19 protein-coding genes and 1 pseudogene are annotated in these 18729 nt (G+C 68.5%); 13 read left to right on the top strand and 7 right to left on the bottom strand.

All coding sequences use genetic code 11. The annotated features are described in order from the left end of the window. Positions 1 to 157: 157 nt before the first annotated feature. The 5 genes from recJ to VFY73_RS12815 form a co-directional block, all read right to left on the bottom strand. Positions 158 to 1876, bottom strand: coding sequence for a single-stranded-DNA-specific exonuclease RecJ (gene recJ, locus VFY73_RS12835; RefSeq protein ID WP_329719272.1), 1719 nt, complete (start codon positions 1874 to 1876; stop codon positions 158 to 160). A 9-nt stretch (positions 1877 to 1885) separates the two neighbouring features. After that, complete coding sequence (locus VFY73_RS12830) at positions 1886 to 2827, bottom strand: hypothetical protein (RefSeq protein WP_329719270.1); 942 nt, start codon at positions 2825 to 2827, stop codon at positions 1886 to 1888. 712 nt (positions 2828 to 3539) lie between these two features. Then, the gene (locus VFY73_RS12825; RefSeq protein ID WP_329719268.1) at positions 3540 to 4724 is read right to left on the bottom strand and encodes an acetyl-CoA C-acetyltransferase; all 1185 of its coding nucleotides are present in this window, start codon (positions 4722 to 4724) and stop codon (positions 3540 to 3542) included. Between the two features lie 37 nt (positions 4725 to 4761). Beyond that, on the bottom strand, positions 4762 to 5679 hold the full coding sequence (locus VFY73_RS12820) for an alpha/beta hydrolase (protein ID WP_329719266.1): 918 nt from the start codon (positions 5677 to 5679) through the stop codon (positions 4762 to 4764). Between the two features lie 38 nt (positions 5680 to 5717). Beyond that, on the bottom strand, positions 5718 to 6518 hold the full coding sequence (locus tag VFY73_RS12815) for an SDR family oxidoreductase (RefSeq protein ID WP_329719264.1): 801 nt from the start codon (positions 6516 to 6518) through the stop codon (positions 5718 to 5720). A 109-nt stretch (positions 6519 to 6627) separates the two neighbouring features. On the opposite strand from VFY73_RS12815, the gene VFY73_RS12810 reads away from it, so the two are divergent. From VFY73_RS12810 to VFY73_RS12750, 13 genes and pseudogenes are all read left to right on the top strand, one after another. Continuing rightward, a complete protein-coding gene (locus tag VFY73_RS12810; protein WP_329719274.1) occupies positions 6628 to 7578 on the top strand; it encodes a GlxA family transcriptional regulator in 951 nt (316 codons plus the stop codon). A 35-nt stretch (positions 7579 to 7613) separates the two neighbouring features. Further along, positions 7614 to 7801, top strand: a pseudogene (locus VFY73_RS12805) (2Fe-2S iron-sulfur cluster-binding protein); the annotation flags it as partial. A gap of 10 nt (positions 7802 to 7811) precedes the next feature. Then, positions 7812 to 8141: a hypothetical protein gene (locus VFY73_RS12800; RefSeq protein ID WP_329719262.1), complete on the top strand. Its 330-nt coding sequence runs from the start codon at positions 7812 to 7814 to the stop codon at positions 8139 to 8141. Next, positions 8092 to 8406 carry a helix-turn-helix domain-containing protein gene (locus tag VFY73_RS12795; RefSeq protein WP_329719260.1) on the top strand — a complete coding sequence of 105 codons (315 nt, stop codon included), beginning with the start codon at positions 8092 to 8094 and terminating at the stop codon, positions 8404 to 8406. The genes VFY73_RS12800 and VFY73_RS12795 overlap by 50 nt, the downstream gene beginning before the upstream one ends. 373 nt (positions 8407 to 8779) lie before the next feature. Next, entirely contained in the window at positions 8780 to 9244 is a 465-nt protein-coding gene (locus VFY73_RS12790) for a CreA family protein (RefSeq protein ID WP_329719258.1), read from the top strand. 61 nt (positions 9245 to 9305) lie between these two features. After that, the gene (locus VFY73_RS12785) at positions 9306 to 10577 is read left to right on the top strand and encodes a lipoprotein-releasing ABC transporter permease subunit (protein ID WP_329719256.1); all 1272 of its coding nucleotides are present in this window, start codon (positions 9306 to 9308) and stop codon (positions 10575 to 10577) included. Next, positions 10570 to 11268 carry an ABC transporter ATP-binding protein gene (locus tag VFY73_RS12780; protein WP_329719254.1) on the top strand — a complete coding sequence of 233 codons (699 nt, stop codon included), beginning with the start codon at positions 10570 to 10572 and terminating at the stop codon, positions 11266 to 11268. The genes VFY73_RS12785 and VFY73_RS12780 overlap by 8 nt, the downstream gene beginning before the upstream one ends. Positions 11269 to 11272: 4 nt before the next feature. After that, a complete protein-coding gene (locus VFY73_RS12775) occupies positions 11273 to 11752 on the top strand; it encodes a preprotein translocase subunit YajC (protein ID WP_329719252.1) in 480 nt (159 codons plus the stop codon). A gap of 51 nt (positions 11753 to 11803) precedes the next feature. After that, a complete protein-coding gene (locus tag VFY73_RS12770; protein ID WP_329719250.1) occupies positions 11804 to 12628 on the top strand; it encodes a TatD family hydrolase in 825 nt (274 codons plus the stop codon). Continuing rightward, on the top strand, positions 12625 to 13140 hold the full coding sequence (locus tag VFY73_RS12765) for a DNA-deoxyinosine glycosylase (protein WP_329719248.1): 516 nt from the start codon (positions 12625 to 12627) through the stop codon (positions 13138 to 13140). The genes VFY73_RS12770 and VFY73_RS12765 overlap by 4 nt, the downstream gene beginning before the upstream one ends. Then, entirely contained in the window at positions 13137 to 14090 is a 954-nt protein-coding gene (locus tag VFY73_RS12760; protein WP_329719246.1) for an NAD(P)-dependent oxidoreductase, read from the top strand. The genes VFY73_RS12765 and VFY73_RS12760 overlap by 4 nt, the downstream gene beginning before the upstream one ends. Positions 14091 to 14102: 12 nt before the next feature. Next, positions 14103 to 14783, top strand: a complete 681-nt coding sequence (locus VFY73_RS12755) for an enoyl-CoA hydratase/isomerase family protein (RefSeq protein ID WP_329719244.1) — start codon at positions 14103 to 14105, stop codon at positions 14781 to 14783. A gap of 87 nt (positions 14784 to 14870) precedes the next feature. Next, positions 14871 to 17048 carry a prolyl oligopeptidase family serine peptidase gene (locus VFY73_RS12750; RefSeq protein ID WP_329719242.1) on the top strand — a complete coding sequence of 726 codons (2178 nt, stop codon included), beginning with the start codon at positions 14871 to 14873 and terminating at the stop codon, positions 17046 to 17048. 162 nt (positions 17049 to 17210) lie between these two features. Here the strand turns inward: VFY73_RS12750 and dtd are convergent, their stop codons facing one another. Both dtd and VFY73_RS12740 read right to left on the bottom strand, forming a co-directional pair. Then, positions 17211 to 17666 carry a D-aminoacyl-tRNA deacylase gene (gene dtd, locus VFY73_RS12745; RefSeq protein WP_329719240.1) on the bottom strand — a complete coding sequence of 152 codons (456 nt, stop codon included), beginning with the start codon at positions 17664 to 17666 and terminating at the stop codon, positions 17211 to 17213. Next, positions 17663 to 18553 carry a cation diffusion facilitator family transporter gene (locus VFY73_RS12740; RefSeq protein ID WP_329719238.1) on the bottom strand — a complete coding sequence of 297 codons (891 nt, stop codon included), beginning with the start codon at positions 18551 to 18553 and terminating at the stop codon, positions 17663 to 17665. Before VFY73_RS12740 ends, dtd begins: the two co-directional genes overlap by 4 nt. Positions 18554 to 18729 lie beyond the last annotated feature (176 nt).

Here is an 18729-nt window from a genome sequence, read left to right as displayed (position 1 = left end):
AGCGCCCGATTTCGGCCCGCCCTTCGGGTTCGACCAGATGGCGCGCTCGCGCGCCCGGCCATCAGGGCAGATACGCTGGGTATCTGCCGAGCCGTCCGGACTCACGATCATCACCATCTGGTCGAATCTCGATGGCAGTTATTTACGGGACAGGACACTAGACCGCAGCCTCGACCACCATCTGCAGCCGCTGTTGGCCCTGGAACTCGTCCAGGCTCAGGCGGAAGGCCAGGCGCACCTTGCCTGGCAAGGGTTCGGCGCGGCCGAACCAGATCGCGTCGCGCAGCTGGCCCTGGTGGCGCAGCCGCAGCTTCAGGTGCTTTTCGCCGACCAGGCGTTGTTGGATCACTTCGACCTCGTCGCAGAACACCGGCGCTTCGAAGCCCTGGCCCCAGACTTGCGCATCGAGCTTGGCCACGGTCTCGGGGTTGAAGTATTCGACGGCCAGCGGCCCATCGGTGGCCAACGTACGGGCCAGGGCCGCGGGCAGCAGCCACTCCTGGGCCACCGCTTGCAGCGCGGCGTCGAAGGTGTCGAAGTCTTCTTCGGCCAGCGTGCAGCCGGCCGCCATGGCGTGGCCGCCGAACTTCTTCAGCACACCGGGGTGGCGCTTGCTGACCAGGTCCAGCGCATCGCGCAGGTGAAAGCCGGGAATCGAGCGGCCAGAGCCCTTCAGCAGCCCGTCGCTGCCGATCGCGAAGACGAAGGTCGGGCGGTGCAGTCGGTCCTTCATGCGGCCAGCGACGATGCCGACCACGCCTTCGTGGAACTCGGGGTCGAACAGCACCACCGCCGGCGGCGCCGCGCCTTCGGGCATCAGCGTGTCCAGCAAGAGCTCGGCTTGCTCGCGCATGCCGGCCTCGACCTCGCGCCGCTCGCGGTTGATCGCGTCGAGCTGGCGCGCCAGTTCAGCGGCGCGCAGCGGGTCGTCGGTGGTCAGGCACTCGATGCCCAGCGTCATGTCGGACAGCCGGCCCGCCGCATTGATGCGCGGCCCCAGCGCAAAGCCGAAGTCGAATGCCGAAGCGACCTCGCAGCGACGCGACGCGGCGGCGAACAGGGCTGCGACGCCCGGTTGCATGCGGCCGGATCGAATTCGCTTCAGTCCCTGCGCCACCAGGCGGCGGTTGTTGGCGTCGAGCTTCACCACGTCGGCCACGGTGCCCAGCGCGACCAAGTCGAGCAGCGCGTCGAGGCGTGGCTGGTTGGTGGCGTCGAAGCGGCCACGCGCACGTTGCTCGGCGCGCAGGGCGAGCAGGGTATAGAACATCACGCCAACGCCGGCCAGCGCCTTGCTCGCGAAGCCGCAGTCGGGCTGGTTCGGATTCACGATCACGTCGGCATCGGGCAGTTGCACCGCGCCGTCGATCATCGCGGGCAGGTGGTGGTCGGTGACCAGCACGCGAATGCCCAACGCCTTGGCATGTGCCACGCCGGCCATGCTCGCGATGCCGTTGTCGACGGTGACCAGCACATCGGGCTGCTGAGCCCGCGCGAGATCGACGATGGTCGGCGTCAGGCCGTAACCATGCACCTGACGGTCGGGCACCACGTAGCTGAGCGTGCCCGGGGCGGCGCCGAGCATCGCCAGGCCGCGCAGGGCGACGGCGCAGGCGGTGGCGCCATCGCAGTCGTAGTCGGCCACCACGCACAGGCGCTGGCCCTGTTCGATCGCGTCGGCGAGGAGGCGGGCCGCTTCGGCGCTGCCACGCAGCTCGGTGGGCGGCAACAACTGGCCAAGGCCATCGTCCAGCTCGGCCGGGGTCTTGACGCCGCGCGCGGCGAACAAGCGGGCCAACAGCGGGTGCACACCGCTTTGCTCGAGCGCAAAAGCGGTGCGCGGAGGCACATCGCGTGTCAGCAAGGTGGGTGACATCGGAGTCTTCTAAAGATCGGCCAGCCACGGCGCGGGGTTTTCGCGCCGTGGGGCCAGCAGGCCGCGCCGCCACCAGGGGCGGTCGGCCGGGGCAAAGGTCTGGGCGTGGCGCTCGCCGCACAGCGTGATCTGCACCGGTTGACCCGCTTCGGCGCGGTGCAGCAGTGCGGCCACCGGCCCGGCGTCGAGCGAAGCCCAGGCTTCGGCCCAGGTGGTCCAGTCGTCGTGCAGGGCAGGAGCGCGCAGGCGCTCGTCGATCTGAAGGCCATCGGTCACCGCGGGCGGCTGCGTCGCGCCGGTGCCGCTGAGCCAGAACGAATTGACCGGCAGCAGGCCTTCGGCTTCGCGCGCTTCGTTCAGTGGATGCTGGTGCAGCAGCATCTGGGCCTCGGCCTGCAGCCGCCGCACGAGGCGGGCGCCCGGGTGGTTGCCCAGCCACAGGTCGACATTGCGGCCGATGACCCGGTCCAGCGAGGCACTGGGCAGGGTGGCCAGGGTGGGGTGGCGGGCGTACCAGCGCGTCGGCGCGCCCCACAGCAGCTGCCAGCCGCCGTCGGCAAACAGCGGCGCGAGCGTGTCGAACAGCAGGCGCGAGAAGGCGTGGTCCAGTCCCAGCGCGAGCGGATTGCCGAGCGAGACCTGTTCGGTCCCGACATGCCAGTGCGCCGGGCTCAGCAAGGCCCAGCCGTCGTCCCCGGGCTCGACCGCCAGGCCGTCGCGCCGCGCCGCCTGCGCGGCCAAGGGCAGCAGCCCATCGTCGGCGGCAGGCCAGCCCCAGGCGCGGGCCAGCACCCGTTCGTGCGGCGGGCTCAGGCTCAGTTCGTCGCCCTCGTCGCGTCGGGCCGGTGCCAGTCGCGCCAGCAGGCGCTCCAGCGCAGGCAGCTGCAGGGTGGACAAGGCCTGCCCGGCAGCGGGCGACAAGGCGGAGGCGAACGGAAGCACCAGGTGCATCCGTGAATTATCGGTCGCCGCCCGTCAACAGCGGCACGAAGACCCCCAGAGACGGGTGCGCGGTCGTTTTCATGCCAATACAGTCGATCGTTCACAAACCATGACAAGGGCACTCCCACGCGAAAGCCGGGGTCGCAAAGCCACCGGTACAAACGCCGCCCCCGGGGAGGCAGGGACAGTGGGGGGTGCTATGGAGACGAGGTGTTAGGCCGTGCCTGCTCGCCTCGCCAGCGACCGGCTTGCCGCCGTTGCGCGGCTACCGTTTCCGCCGGCGATGCGGCCTCACGGGTTGGTGCGCTCTTGCACATGGGGCAAGGGAGCACGTTCAGCCTGCGCGGTGTGGTGAGTTGGGCTCAGACGCGGCTGTCGAGGCGTTGTCGCCGTTTGATTGGTTGGTCGCTTCGGGTTTGTCGATTGCGTGCTGGCGGCCATCAGCGGCCGTCCCGTGCATCCGCGCTCCAAGCGGTCATTGCGCACGCCTCAGTGGCACTCAAAGCCGGCTGCATCCGCGGCGCAGCGGCGCCGCTCTTCACGTGCTGTTTCGGGGGGCGCACAACCCAAGTGCTCAGCCAGTGTGCGCGTGCTCCAGTTGGGCCTGCCGCGCCTTCTACCGGCAGGGTGTCGATCGGCTATTGGTGAGCTCGTCGCCGACCTGCGCCGTGGCCCCGCCAAGAGGTCGTGCAGGTAGTACAGGCCCATGGCCATCCTTCCATCAGAGCGTTTCGAGCGCCAGCGCGATGCCCTGACCGCCGCCGATGCACAAGGTCACGATGCCCCGACGCAAGCCATCGCGTCGCATCGAATGCAGCAAGCGCGTGGTCAGCACGGCGCCCGTTGCGCCGATGGCGTGGCCGTGGGCGATGGCGCCACCCTCGACGTTGACGATGTCTTCCGGCAGGTCCAGCTCACGCAGGCAGGCCAGCGTGATCGCGGCGAATGCCTCGTTGATCTCGATGCGCTGGATGTCCGTGCGCTTCCAGTTGGCGCGTTCCAAGGCCAGTTTGACCGCCGGCACCGGCCCGATGCCGAACATGCCCGGCTCGACCGCAGCGACGCCGTGCGAGACCAGGCGCGCCCATGGCCGTAGCCCGTGCTGCTCGGCAAAACTTCGCTCCGCGACGATCACGGCCGCTGCGCCACTGTTCAGCCCTGGCGCGTTCCCGGCAGTGATCGTGCCGTCCTTTCGAAACGCCGGTTTGAGCTTGGCCAGTGATTCGACCGCGGTGTCAGGCCGATTGGCCTCGTCACTGGAGAAGCTCACCGGTCCCTTGCGGCCGGAGAGTTCGATGGCGACGATCTCGTCCGCGAACGTGCCGGCAGCCTGAGCCTCACTGAACCGTTGCTGTGAACGCGCGGCCCAGCGATCCTGGTCCTCGCGCGTGATGCCGTAGCGACCGACGAGATCCTCGGTGTGCCAGCCTGAGTGTTGACCGCTGAAGGCGTCATGGAGACCGTCTCGCAGCATGCTGTCCAGCATTTGCGCGTCCCCCATGCGCTGTCCCCATCGCGCGCCGGGCACCAGATAGGGGGCCTGGTCCATGTCCTCCATGCCGCCGGCCACCGCGGCCGCGGCATAACCCGCCGCGATCTCGAGGGCCGCCGTTGCGATCGCTTGGGCACCCGATCCGCACACCCGATTTACCGTCAGGGCGGGCACCTGCACGGGCAGTCCGCCGCCGATGGCAGCCTGCCGTGCCGGATTCATCCGAGTGCCGGCCTGGATCACGTGTCCCATCACCACGGCGTCGACGGCTTCCGCGGCCAGACCTGAGCGATGAAGGGTCTCGCGAATCACCGCGGCACCCAACGCGGACGCGGGCGTTTCCTTGAGCGAGCCGCCATAGCTTCCGATTGGTGTCCGGACCGGCGCGCAGAGAACGATGTCAGGGGTGGGCATGAGAGCACCTCAGGTTGTTGCGGGTCAATCGAAAGAATCAGGCCGCGGCTTTCGAAACGCTCGCGATTCGCATCGCGTCGTTCAACACCTTGGCAGGCACGTCCGGCCGCTCGAGGACGATGAAGTGGCCGGCGCCAGGTACCTGGACAAACTCGGCTGTGGGCAGGAGCTCCTTGTTGGCTTGCCGGTCCGAGGGTCTTGACCAATCCTTCTCTCCGTAGATGAGGTGGACGGGTGCCTTGACCTCGGGGTAACGGGCGCGTGCCGCGATGAGGCTGGGCAGGTTCCCGTACACCGCGCGAGCAACGACCGGATAGCCGGGCCGACGTCCGACCTTCAACAGTTCATCGAGGTAGTCATCACGCAGGGCGGCCGTGTCGCCGAGACCCCCATGGAGCACGGCGCGCACGATCGGCTTGGGTTGGACTCCGGCGATGGTCGGGCCGACAACGGGCGCCAGCGCGCCGGTCACGACGAACCGGGCCAGCAGGCTGGACCGCGCGATGCCGCCCGCGTAGTCATAGGCATTGATCGCCACGACACGCCGCACTCTGTCGGGCAGATCGGCCGCGGTGGTGAGGGCGAGCGTCGCGCCCATCGACTCGCCGAGCAGCGTCACGTCGCGCAAGTCGAGTCGGGTGATGAGGCTCTTGACCGCCTCGCGCATGGTCGGCTCCTCATAGGAGGCGCCCGGCACGATCTGCGAGTAGCCCATTCCAGGGAGATCGAGGGCATACACCGTGTACCGCTCCAGGACCAGCGGGATGAGGTGGCGGAAGTGCTCGGCCTGAGTACGCACGGTGTGCAGCAGGACCAACGGCGGCCCCATTCCGCCCGAGAGATAGCGCAATCGGCCCAGGCTTGCCTTGTTTGATCCGAGCGGATCGAGAAAGTGTTCCTCGGTCCCGGCAATCCGGATGGCGGAGGAAAGTGGATCATTGCTGGTCAGCGGCACGGTGGATCTCCTTGATTCTTCGAATGCGACGCGGCCACTCAGCGCAAGGGCTGGTAGCGCGATGCCGCTTCATTGCTCGACAGGTGGGGCGCCATCGCCTTGCGCGCGCCTTCGTAGGCGTCCCAGAGGGCCACGTCGTGCAGCGCAGGAAGCGTCACCGATTCGCCCCGGTCGAAACCCTGCAAGGCGGCATCCACCAGGTCTTCGGCACGCATCACGATCTGCGCCGGCAGGTGCTCCACGGGAAGGCCGCCGCGTGTCCAGAATTCGGTGGCCGTCGCACCCGGCAGAACGGCTTGCACCCGCACGCCCTTGCCGGCCAGCTCGCGCTGCAGCGATTGACTGAAGGCCAACACGAAGGCCTTGCTGCCGCCATACACGCCGTTCAGGGTCTCTGGCGAGACGGCCACGATGGAGGCGATGTTGATCAACGCACCTCTGCCGCGTGCGACGAAGCCTGGCACCGCCGCGTAGCTCAGCCGGGTGAGCGCCGTCACGTTGAGGTTGATCATGCGCACCATCTGGTCCACGTCGCTCTCCAGCAGCGGCGTGTGCGTGCCGATGCCGGCGTTGTTGACCAGCAGGGTGATGCTCGCATCCTGCTTGAGCTTGTCTTCCACGCTGCGCAGCGCCACGGGATTGTTCAGGTCGGCGGGAAAGACCTCCACCGCGCGGCCGTGGCGGCTGCTGATGCCTCCGGCCAGCGGGTTCAAACGCTCGCGGCTGCGGGCGACGAGGATGAGGTCATAACCGCGCTGCGCCAGGCGGTCGGCATAGAGAGCCCCGATGCCGGAGGAGGCTCCGGTGATGAGGGCGGTGCCCAGGTTCGTCTGCGTCATGGTGGTGCTCCGTCTTGGGGATTCGATGGTGCGCATGTTGTGCCGTCGGGCGTTTGTCGTAAATGACGCTTATAGTCATGTTTCATGCCATCGACTCCGGAGACCGCACATGCACAGAGTCAGCTACGTCCTGCCGGAAGGCTTTCAGGTGATGGCGCTGGCCACGCAGGCGGTCTTCGAGTTCGCCAACGTCGTGGCGGGCGAGCCCTTCTACGAGGTGACTTGCCATTCGATGCCCGGCGGCAGCGTGAAGGCTTCGCTCGGCACGGCCCTTCAGACGAGGCCCTTCACCGCACGCAGCACGGCCGACACCTGGATGGTGGTGGGCGTGATCGATCCCTTGGGGGCCACACCTTCACCACCCCAATTGCTGCAGGCGCTGCGAAAGTGCAGCGCCCGGGCGCGGCGGACCGTGGGGCTGTGCACCGGAGCCTTCGTGCTGGCCGAGGCCGGCTTGCTGGCTGGGCGACGTGCGACGACGCACTGGGCCTATGCGGACGCACTGCAACGGCGGCATCCCGATGTCCAGGTCGAGCAGGACCGCATCTTCATCGCGGATGACCCGATCTGGACCTCCGCCGGCATGACGGCGGAACTGGATCTGGCGCTCGGCCTCGTCGGGAAGGACCTGGGCGACGACGTGGCGCGATCGGTCGCGCACCGGCTGGTTATGCATCAGCGTCGTTCGGGCGGCCAGTCGCAGCATTCGGAGATCCTGAATCTCACGCCGCGCTCGGACCGCATCGCGCGGGCGCTGGAGCATGCACGCCGCCACCTGGCGCAGCCGCTGGGCGTGGAGGAACTCGCTGCGGCGGCGAACCTGAGCCCGCGCCAGTTCAGCCGTGTGTTCACGGCCGAGACCGGCCAGTCGCCGGCCAAGGCGGTAGAGCGTTTGCGCGTGGAGGCGGCGCGCTTGATGATCGAGCGCAGCCGCCACCCGCTGGAGGTTATTGCTCGCGAAACGGGCTTTCGCGATCGACGCCATCTTCGCGAGGCCTTCATGCGGGGCTTCGGCAAGCCGCCTCAGTCACTCAGGCGCGACGCCCGCCTGGGATCCTGAAGCGTGTCGAGACGACGGTGACATTCTTGCCATGCGTCCCCCAAAGCGGCCACTGCCAGAGCGGCCAGATCATGAGCGCGACGGCGTTCATGAAGTCGCTGCCCAAAGGCAGCAAGCCCACCGCAGCCCAGATCGATGCCGCCATGGCTGGGAACATTGCCGCTGCGGCACCTACGCACGCATCCGCAACGCGGTGGCGGACGCCGCCCGGTCGCTGGCCTGAGGGAACCACCATGCTGCAGGACTTCGACCACCGTGAATTGCCGCGTGCGCTCGAGTACCTGCGGGACCGCAGTCGTTCGGCAGAAGCCAGCCTTGCCGATCTCACAGGCGCCGACATCACGCTCAAGGATGGAATCGTCGAGCCGCGTAATCTCAACGATTTCGTCGTGCCGTGGATCTCCCACGTGCCGCAGATCGCGGTCCACAACGAGCCTGTCCTTCAATCAGTTCCTCGTCCATCAGCTGGGTGCCCGATTTGGGCAGTTCGTCGCGGTGGTGGAGAGCCACCGGATGCAGACCACGACGGCGCAGGTGGCCGTCTGGATGGCAGGCCCGTTTGACCCGGCACTCTGCTCGGGCGCCTCACACGACCAGCGGATTCGCCACGAGGAGATCGCGCGCCTGTGCGGACTCTCTCGTCAGGTGGTCGGGCGCGCCCTCCACGAGCTCGAACACGCTGGTCTGGTTCGACTGCAGTACGGGACCATTCATGTCCTTGACGTAGAGGAATGGGCAGCCAAGGGAGCGGCGCCTGGCACGCTCACCGCTGAAAGGCGTGACGCCACGGGTGCGCTGAGCTTCGCACGGCCGTGTGCCAGTACCTGAAGTACCCTCGCTACACGGACCTGCCAACGATGCAGTGGTCGCGAAGCTTGCGAGCAACTACACCTGCACCGCGCCTCGAACGCGCAGATCGGGCGCGGACCTTGCCGCTGACGCTGGTCGCCGTGCCGAAGGAAGATGCTCCGCAAGTGAGGGCATCAAAGCAGCGTGCACCCCGTGATCCATGTCGAGGTGTGGCTTGCGAACGACCGGTTCGTGACCCGGGCTGCTCCGGGTCGTCTGCGGTCGACTACCTTGCCGCAGCGAATGGCCGGGACCAGTCCCGAAGCGGGTCTTCAGTTCGCAAGTCGGCTTGGCCAGCCGGTCGCTGAGGTGGGCTCTTGGCTCAAGCACCGAACCCCCCACAATTGGGGCCATGAAACGACTCCTGCTTCTGAACCTGCTGGCCTGTGCTTTCGCCGTGCGTGCGGAGCCCGTCGGCGAAGTCGACACCGTCTTCAAATTCATCGGCCCCGATCACAAGATCGTCGTCGATGCCTATGACGACCCCGAGGTCAAGGGTGTCACCTGCTACGTGTCGCGGGCCAAGACCGGCGGCATCAAAGGCGCACTCGGCCTGGCCGAAGACAAGTCGGAGGCGTCCATCGCCTGCCGGCAGACCGGGCCGATCTCGTTTGCCAAGCCGCTCAGGCAGCAAGACGAGATGTTCAACGAGCGGATCTCGCTGGTCTTCAAACGCTTGCGCGTCGTGCGCATGGTTGACGCGGCCCGCAACACGCTCGTCTACCTCACCTACTCGGACCGGGTGATCGAAGGTTCGCCGCAGAACAGCGTTACCGCCGTGCCGGTAGACCGAGGGACGCCGATTCCGGTGCGCTGAGTGCCCCGCCGGGCCCGGCACCCGGCGCATGGTCGACGGGCTCCGGTAGCATGCCGGCCCTATGAGCTTGTTTTCCAAGCTGCCTTACGAGTGGCAGATCGGCTGGCGCTACACGCGTGCTGGCCGCGCCGGCCGTCGCAACGGCTTCATCTCGTTCATCTCGTTCGTCTCGGTGATCGGCATCGCGCTTGGCGTGATGGCATTGATCGTCGTGCTGAGCGTGATGAATGGCTTCCAGAAAGAGGTGCGCGACCGGATGCTGTCGGCGATTGCGCACGTCGAGATCCTGCAGCCGCAGGGCGAGGCCCTGCCCGACTGGCAGGCCGTGGCGCGCAAGGCCAAGGAGGATCCTGCCGTTCGTGCCGCGGCGCCTTTCATCGCGGTGCAGTCGCTGCTGGCCCGCGGCGAAGACATGCGCGGGGCGGTGGTGCGCGGCGTGCTGCCCGAGGCCGAGAGCCAGATCACCGACCTGGCCGCGAAGCTGCAGGCCGACGGCACGCTGCAGCAGCTGGTGCCGGGCCAGTGGCGCATCGTGCTGGGCGCCGAACTGGCGCGATCGCTCGGCGTGCGCGCCGGCGATCCGATCACGCTGATCGCCCCGGGCGGGCAGGTCACGCCGGCTGGGGTGCAGCCGCGGCTGAAGCAATTCACCGTGGCGGGCGTGTTCAGCGTCGGCCACTACGAATACGACAGTGGGCTGGCGCTGATCCACCTCGACGACGCGGCGCGCCTGTTCCGCACCGAAGGCCCGACGGGCGTGCAGCTGAAGCTGGCCGACGTGCACGAGGCGCGTGAAGTGGGCTGGCGCCTGGCCGACGTGATGGGCCCGAACCTGCGCGTGCGCGACTGGACGCGCACCAACGCCGCCTGGTACGACGCGGTGCAGATCGAGAAGCGCATGATGTTCATCATCCTGACGCTGATCGTCGCGGTGGCGGCGTTCAACCTGGTGTCGACGCTGGTGATGACGGTGACCGACAAGCGCGCCGACATCGCGATCCTGCGCACGATCGGTGCCAGCCCGCGCTCGGTGATGGGCATCTTCGTCGTGCAGGGCGCCACGGCTGGTGTGATCGGCACCGTGACCGGCGTCGTGCTCGGCCTGCTGATCGCCTTCAACATCGGCACCATCGTGCCGGCCATCGAACGCCTGCTGGGCGTGGCCTTCCTGCCCAGCAGCATCTACCTGATCAACCGCATGCCCAGCGACCCGCAGATGGCCGACATCCTGCCCATCGCCGTGATTTCACTCGTGCTGGCCTTCCTGGCCACGCTGTACCCGAGCTGGCGCGCCAGCCGCGTCAACCCGGCGGAGGCACTGCGCTATGAGTGACCACGCGTCGCACGGCCCGGTGCTGGTGGCCCAGTCGCTGCAAAAGCGCTTCCACGAAGGCCCGCTTGACGTGCAGGTGCTGCAAGGCGTGGATCTGACGGTCGAGCGCGGCGAAACTTTGGCCATCGTCGGTGCTTCTGGCTCGGGCAAGAGCACGCTGCTGCATCTGCTGGGCGGGCTGGATGCGCCCAGCGGCGGCCACGTCACGCTGATGGGTCGGCGCATCGACGAGATGGATGCGGCCGAGCAGGGCCTGTGGCGCAACCAGCACCTGGGCTTCGTGTACCAGTTCCATCACCTGCTGCCCGAATTCAGTGCGCTCGACAATGTCGCGATGCCGCTGCGCATCCGCCGCATGACGACACCGCAGGCGCATGAGAAGGCGCGCGCCGCGCTGGGCGAGGTGGGGCTGGGGGAGCGGGTGCTGCACCGACCCGGCGAGCTGTCGGGCGGCGAGCGCCAGCGGGTCGCGCTGGCCCGTGCGCTGGTGGCCGATCCGGCCTGCGTGCTGGCCGACGAACCCACCGGCAACCTGGACCGCAACACCGCCGACCGCGTCTTTGCGCTGATGCTGACCCGTGCCCGGGAACGGGGCCTGGCCTTCGTGCTCGTCACCCATGACGAGACGCTGGCCGCTCGCTGCGACCGCCGCCTGCGGCTCGACACCGGCCGTCTGTCCACTGCCGCCTGAGCCCATGCGCTTTTCGGAGCTGAACCCGCTTGCGATCATCGTGCCGGTGGTCATCGCGGTCGTGCTGCTCGCGATCCGCATGTATGTGCTGCTGCGGGTGCGCCACAAGCGCCAGCGCGAAGCGCGACAGGAGGCCGAGCGCCTGCGCTACCTCGTGATCGCTTACCGTTCGCTGGCCGGCTCGTTCACGCCGGCCACCAACGAGCATCGCGGGCAGCTCGAAGAAGCGCTGGCCGATGTGGTGCTGTTCGGCTCGATCCGCCAGGTCGAGCTGGCGGCGGCGTGCTTGCAACTGCTGATGCGCGGCGAGCCGGTCGACTATCAACCGCTGATCGTGGAACTTCGAAACGACCTGCGCACCCAACTTGGGTTGGACCCGATCCCCGAGACCTTGTCCTTGCCGCTCTCTGGCCCTGGGCGTCCGCCGCGGCCGCCGCAGGGCGAAGGGCGGGCCGGCAACGCCCGGATGCGTCCGCCGATGTGAGCCTGGCCGAGGAGGCCGACCGGGTGCCGTACCAGCAGGTGAACCGCGACGATGTGGATCGACACGCACTGCCATCTTGACGCCGCCGAGTTCGACGCCGACCGCGACGCCGTGGTGGCGCGCGCACAGGCCGCCGGCGTGACGATGCAGGTGTTGCCGGCGGTCGAGGTGGGCAACTTCGACACGGTGCGCGACCTGGCCCATCGGCACAACCTGGCGTATGCGCTGGGCATCCACCCCTTGTGTGTCGATCGCGCGCAGGCCGACGACCTGGATCGGCTCGGTGAAGCGCTGGCGCGCTGGCGCCACGACCCGCGGCTGGTGGCGGTCGGCGAGATCGGGCTCGACTTCTTCGTCGACGGGCTCAACCGCGAGCGGATGGAGCGCTTCTACGTCGGCCAGTTGAAGCTCGCGCGCGACACCGGCTTGCCGGTGCTGCTGCATGTGCGGCGCTCGGCCGACATCCTGCTGAAGCACCTGCGCCAGATCGAGGTGCTCGGCGGCATCGGCCATGCGTTCAACGGCAGCAGCCAGCAGGCGGCGGCGTTCGTCGAACGCGGTTTTCGCCTTGGCTTCGGTGGCGCGATGACCTTCGACCGCGCACTGAACATCCGCGAGCTGGCGGCCGAGGTGCCGGGCCATGCGCCGGTGCTGGAGACCGACTCACCCGACATTCCGCCGCATTGGCTGTACCGCACCGCGGCCCAGCGCGCCGCCGGCCAGACCAGCCGCAACGAGCCCAGCGAGCTGCCCCGCATCGCGCAGACGCTGGCCGAGTTGCGCAGCTGGTCGCTCGACGAGACGGCGGCCCGCACGCGTGACAACGCTCGGGCGGCATTGCCGCGGCTCGCGGCGCTGTTGGACTCGCCGACGTGAGCAGCAGCCAGCGGCCCCGGCTGGTCGGCCTGCCGCCGGTGATCGCGCACGGCACACGGCTGGTCGTGCTGGGCAGCTTTCCGGGCGCGGCATCGCTGAAGGCGCAGCAGTACTACGCGCATCCCCGCAACCACTTCTGGCCGATCGTCGGCGCGCTGTTCGGCATCGACCTTGTCGCAATGCCCTATGCCAGCCGCATCGAGGCGATCCGCGAGCGCGGGCTCGGCGTGTGGGACGTCTACGCCGCCTGCCTGCGCGAGGGCAGCCTGGACAGCGCGATCGAGGCTGCCGAGCACAACGACCTGGCCAGCCTGAAGCGCCTGGCGCCGGCGCTGCAGGCGATTGCGCACAACGGCGGCGAGTCGGCGCGCAGCATGCGCATCACATCTGCGTTGGGCTTGCCGGTCCACCGCCTGCCGTCGACCAGCCCGGCCAACGCGAGTTGGAGCTTCGAGCGCAAGCTCGCGGCATGGCGGCAAGTCTTCGTGGCGGTGGGGTTGAGCACAGCATGAGAATCCTCGTTACCGGCAGCTCCGGCCATCTCGGCGAAGCGCTGATGCGCAGTCTCGAGGGCGGGCCGCACGAAGCGATCGGGCTGGACGTGCTGCCGTCGCCGTTCACGACCCATGTCGGCTCGATCACCGATGCCGGTTTCGTCCGACGCTGCATGCAAGGCGTGGACGCCGTGCTGCATGCGGCGACGCTGCACAAGCCGCACGTGGCAACCCACGGCGATCGCATCTTCGTCGATACCAACATCCTCGGCACACTCCACCTGCTGGAGGCCGCGGTGGCGGCAGGCGTGGGCGGCTTCGTCTTCACCAGCACCACCAGCACTTTCGGCGATGCCTTGACGCCGCCCGCCAGCGCGCCGGCCGCCTGGATCACCGAAGCGGTGGTGCCGATGCCGAAGAACATCTACGGCGTCACCAAGGTCGCGGCCGAAGATCTGTGCCAGCTGTTCAGCCGCAACCGGGGGCTGCCGTGCATCGTGTTGCGCACTTCACGCTTCTTTCCCGAAGACGACGACAACCCGGCGATGCTGCGTGCGTACGGCGACGCCAACAACCTGAAGCTCAACGAGTTCCTGCATCGGCGGGTGGACATCGAGGATGTCGTCAGTGCCCACCTGCTGGCGCTGGAGCGCGCGCCGTCGCTGAAGTTCGCCAAGTTCATCATCAGCGCGACGACACCCTTCACCGAAAGCGACGGTGCGCAGCTTCGGCTCGATCCATCTGCGCTGCTTCGCGGGCGCTTTCCCGCCTTCGAGGCCATCTACGCCGCCCACGGCTGGAAGGCGCCGCACGACATCGATCGCGTCTACGTCAACGCGCGTGCTCGCGCCGAGCTGGGATGGCGGCCGCTCTACGACTTCGAGCGCATGCTGCAGCTCGTCCACGACGGCCTGCCGCCCAGCAGCGAGCTGGCCCGGCTCGTCGGCGCCAAGGGCTACCACCGCTGAAGGAGCCCCGACATGATCGTTGCCCAGATCGACGGTGCGGTGCGTGTCATCACGCTCTCGCGACCCGACAAGCTCAACGCGTTGACGATGGCGATGACGGTGGACTTGCTGCGCGAGCTGCGGGCCGCGATGGCCGATCCGGTGGTGAAGGTGCTGTTGCTGCATGGCGCGGGCGCGTCGTTCTGCGCCGGCAAGGACAAATCCGAGCCGGGCACGCCGGTCTTCGCGGCGTTGCTGCAGTCGATCGCCGAGACGCTGATGGAGGGGCCGAAACCGGTCGTCGCCGCCGTGCAGGGCTGGGTCGTTGGCGCCGGACTCGAGTTGATGCTGAACGCCGACATCAGCGTTGCCGCACGCACGGCGCGCTTTCAATTGCCCGAGGCGCGCATCGGCCTGCTCGGCACGGGTGGCGTCAGCGCCACCTTGCCGGCAGCCGTCGGCCTGCCGCGCGCCAAGGCGATGCTGATGCTGGGTCGCGAGTTGAATGCCGAGCAGGCCGAGCGCTGCGGCCTGGTCAGCGAGCGGGTCGAAGCGGACGAGGCGTTCTCCAGCGCGCTGGCGATTGCCCAGGAGCTGTCACAGCGTGATCCGACCGTGCTGGCGCAGACCAAGGCCTTGCTGAACCGCGCCGCGATCGGCCCCGTCGCCGAAGCGCTGGCGCGCGAGACGGCAGCGCATGAGCTCCACCGTTAGACTGGCAATGACAAGGCTTGCGTCGCCGCGGGCTTCCCTCTTGCAGGATCGGTTGCGATAGACCGACACGAACCCAAAGCTCCACTGATGCCGCTGCTCTCTCGTTCTCGTTCGACCTTCAGCGGCAAGACCGCCTTTGCCGCGGCGCTGACCATTGCCTTCTCGACCCACGCGGCGGCGGCCGCCGGCGATGCGGCCCCTGAGGCGAAGACCGTGCCGGTCATCGACACCTACCACGGCGTGGCCGTGGCCGACCCCTACCGCTGGATGGAGGACAAGGACGGCGCCGACTACCGCGCCTGGCTCACCGCCCAGGCCGATTTCAGCCGCTATAAGCTCGACGCGTTGCCGGGTCGCGCTGCGCTGGCCGAACGCCTGCGCAGCCTGTCGCAGGCTGCGGGCAATGTCAGCGGCCTGGCCTGGGGTGGCCAGCACCTGTTCTACCTGGCTCTCGAACCCGGCCGCAACAGTGCGCGGCTGATGGTGCGCGAGGGTGGCACCGGCGAGCCACGCGTGCTGCTCGACCCGGACACGGTGTCCACGCCTGGCCAGCGCCAGGCGATCGGTGACTTCACGCCGTCGCGCGACGGGCGCCGCGTGGCTGTCAACCTGGCAGCCGGCGGGTCGGAGCAATCGGTGCTGTTCGTGCTCGACGTGGCCTCGGGCAAGCTGCTCGACGAGCGGATCGACCGCGTCTACGGCGGCTCGTGGACGGTCTCATGGCTCGAAGACGGTGAGCAGTTCTTCTACGTTCGCAACCCCGGCGCCGGCGGGGCGCTGGAGAACACCCGCATCTTCCTGCACCGCCTGGGCCGCCCGGTGGACCAGGACCCGGTGGTCTTCGGCCCCGGTGTTCACCCGGATATGGTGTTCGAGGCACCGGACTATTCGTACTTCCTGATCGACCCTGCCAGCCGGTACGTGGTGGCCACCACGGTGCCCGGGGTCTCCAGCAAGCGGCACTTCTTCGTCGCCACGCTGGCCGATGTGCTGGCCGACAAGGCGCGGTGGCGGCGCCTGGCCAGCCCGGCCGACCAGTGGTTTCGCGGCTACCTCGCCGGCGACCACCTGTACGTGATGAGCCACGAGGCGGCGCCGGGCAACAAGCTGCTGAAGATCGACCTCGCGCACCCCAACGCGGCACCGGCCCTGGTGCTGCCGCCGAGCGCGATGGCGCTCGACGACGCGGTGCCGGCGCGCGATGGCCTGTATGTCAAGGGCACGGTGGTCGGCACTTCGCGGCTGCTGCAGGTGCCGTTCGACGGCGGCACGCCGCAAGAGGTGGCGCTGCCTCTTTCCGGCAGCATCCGCGAGCTGACGGCCAGCCGCGCCAGTGCCGGGGCGTGGGTCAAGCTCGAAGGCTGGGCCGCGTCGAGCCGCGTGCTGGCCGTTGGCGCTGGACCCACCCGCGACACCGGGCTGTTGCCGCCGGCGGCTGCCGATTTCAGCCAGATCGAGACCGAGATGGTCTTCGTGCCCGGTGCCGACGGCGTGCGCATCCCGATGACGCTGGTCCACCGCAAGGGCCTGCCGCGTGACGGCCAGCGCCCGACGATCCTGACGGCCTATGGCGCCTACGGGCTGCCGCGCGAGCCGCGCTTCGAGCCGATGCTGCTCGCCTGGCTGGAACGCGGTGGCCTGTTCGCGGTGGCGCATGTGCGCGGCGGCGGCGAGTACGGTGCCGAGTGGCATGCGGCGGGGCGCATCCTGACGAAGTCGAACACCATCCGCGACCTCGTCGCCTGCGCCGAAGCGCTGGTGCGCGACGGCCACACGCGGCCGGCCAAGCTGGCGGTGCACGGGGCCAGCGCTGGCGGGATCGCCGTCGGCGGCGCCATCACCGAGCGCCCGGACCTGTTCGCCGTGGCCCACGACGAGGTTGGCGTGTCCGATCTGCTGCGCAGCGAGACCACGAGCAACGGGCAGGCCAACGTCAGTGAATTTGGCACCGTGAAGGACCGCTACCAGTTCCTGGCAATGCAGTCGGTGAGCCCGCTGCATCGGGTGGTCGACGGCACGCTGTATCCGGCGGTGATCCTGACCACCGGCATCAACGACGCCCGCGTCCCGTCGTGGCAACCGGCCAAGTTCGCGGCGCGGTTGCAGGCCGCGACGAGCTCGGGCCGGCCGGTGCTGCTGCGCGTTGACATGGACGGCGGCCATGGCGCGGGCGGCACACGCTCGCAACGCATCGCGCAGTTTGCCGACGTCTGGTCGTTCTTCCTGTCGGCGATGAACGAGCCGGGGTTTGCCGCCGCGCCATGAGTCGGTCGCGCAGGCCGTGCGATGACCTACGAACGGGCGCTGGACATTCGCGCGAGCTGGCGGCCGCCACGATCCGCCGCCACCGGCAAGCTTGAACCAAGCGGCTGACAGCAGCGGCGGTGAGCGCCAGGCTCGTCGCCGGCCGACGTCACGGCTGCAGAATCAGACGATCCGCAGCGGGATCGTCACCGGTCCGTCGTTGACCAGATGCACCTGCATGTCGGCACCGAACTCGCCGGCGGCGACCTGCGGGTGCGCGGCGCGGGCGCGGGCCAGCAGTGCTTCGTACAGCACACGGCCCTGCTCAGCCGGTGCGGCACCGATGAAGCTGGGCCGGTTGCCGCCCGACGTGTCAGCGGCCAGCGTGAACTGTGAAACGATCAGCAGCCCGCCCGGCGTGCCGGCGCCGTCCAGGTCCTGCACGCTGCGGTTCATCTTGCCGGCGTCGTCGCTGAAGATGCGCAGCTTCAGCAGCTTGGCGAGGAACTTGTCGACCTGCGTTTCGGTGTCCGTAGGCTCGGCGCAGGCCAGTACCAGCAAGCCGGGGCCGATGGCGCCCACGGTGCGGCCGGCGATGTCGACGTGTGCTTCGCGCACGCGCTGGATGAGTCCGATCACAAGAACTCCTTTTCGTCTCCGGAATGCGCTTCGACGTCCATCGGCAGCAGCTGGATGCTGGCGCGCAGGCCGGGGACGGCGCTCATCAAGGCCTGTTCGACATCGATGCGCAGGGCGGCCGCACGCTGGAGCGTGTAACTCGCTGGCATGTGCATGTGCAGGTCGACATAGCGGCGCGCGCCGGCGCGGCGGGTGGTCAGGTGGTCGAAGCGGATCGTCGGGTGCGCGAAGCCGGCCAGCACCTCGTCGATCGCCGACTGATGCTCGGGCTCCAGCGCGTGGTCCATCAGCCCGTCGGCCGAGCGGCGCAGCAGCGACACGCCTTCGCGCAGGATGTTCAGCGCCACGAGCACCGCGGCCAGCGGGTCGAGCCAGGCCCAGCCGGTGACGGAAACGCCGACCAGGCCGACGACGACGCCAGCGCTGGTCCAGACGTCGGTGATCAGGTGGCGCGCATCGCCTTCCAGCGCAACCGAGCGATGAACACGGGCCGTGCGCAGCATGCCCCAGGCCAGCGCCCCGTTCATCGCCGAGCTGATGATCGACAGCGCCAGGCCAAGGCCCAGCGACTGCAGCGGCTGCGGGTGCAGCCAGCGGTCGATCGCCGCCACGGTGATGCCCAGTGCGGCGGCGATGATCAGCACGCCTTCGAAACCGCTGGAGAAATACTCCGCCTTGTGGTGGCCGTAGGGGTGCTCTTCGTCTGGCGGGCGCGCGGCCAGCGTCACCATCGCCAGCGCGAACATCGCACCGGCCAGGTTGACCAGCGATTCAAGCGCATCGGACAGCAGGCTGACCGAATCGGTCAGCCACCAGGCCCCGGTTTTCAGCGCGATGGTGGCCAGTGCAGCGACTACCGACAGTTTCAAGTACGAGGCAACCTGCATCCGGGCATTGTCTCTGCCATCGCCTACCATCTCGTTACACCGCCGGCCTGCCATGCGGGTGGGCCCGGTGCCGACAAACTACCCCGTTGGAGAGATACAGATGAAGCCCGCAATGCGTGTCGTGACCTGGGTGCTGGCGAGCAGCCTGAGCTTCGCCGGCTTGATGCAATCGGCCC

This window comes from Ideonella sp. (assembly GCF_036277275.1).
Classification (GTDB): Bacteria; Pseudomonadota; Gammaproteobacteria; order Burkholderiales; family Burkholderiaceae_C; genus Ideonella.
This window is presented reverse-complemented; position numbering and strand designations above follow the sequence as displayed.